Raw genomic sequence first — 424 nt, forward strand, 5'->3', positions numbered from 1 at the left:
GGGGCGGATCCGGGAACGACACGTTCGTCTTTGGCGGGCCCGGCTCGGGCATCGACACGATCCACGATTTCGGCCAGGCCAGGGGCGATCGCGATCTGATCGACCTGAGAGCCTACGCGACCAGCTTCTCCGACCTGCAGATCGAGTACAGCGACGGCAACGCCATCATCACTCTGACGGCAGGAGCAAGCGGAGGGCTCGCGGTCGACCAGATCACCGTGCTCGGGGTCGCCAGCTTATCCAGCGCCGACTTCCTGATCTGAGCCCGCGGGGAACGGTTGTCCGTCGTCCCGGCAATAGAGCCGAGAGTCCGATCGACAGGTCGGGCTCTCCCATCCCGCAGAGGATGCGGGATTTCGACGTTGCAGCGTGCGCGCATCGCTCTCGCGGTAATCGGGGATCTCACCCGGCGTTGTCCGATGAT

Annotated in this window: 1 protein-coding gene; it reads left to right on the forward strand. The window is 64.9% G+C overall.

The window, feature by feature from the left end; translation table 11 throughout:
• A partial coding sequence (locus AC2JF9_RS09725; RefSeq protein WP_500727369.1) for a hypothetical protein occupies positions 1–263 on the forward strand: 263 nt, incomplete at its 5' end.
• Positions 264–424: the final 161 nt, after the last annotated feature.

The sequence above is a fragment of the Lactobacillus sp. C449L genome (assembly GCF_059900815.1).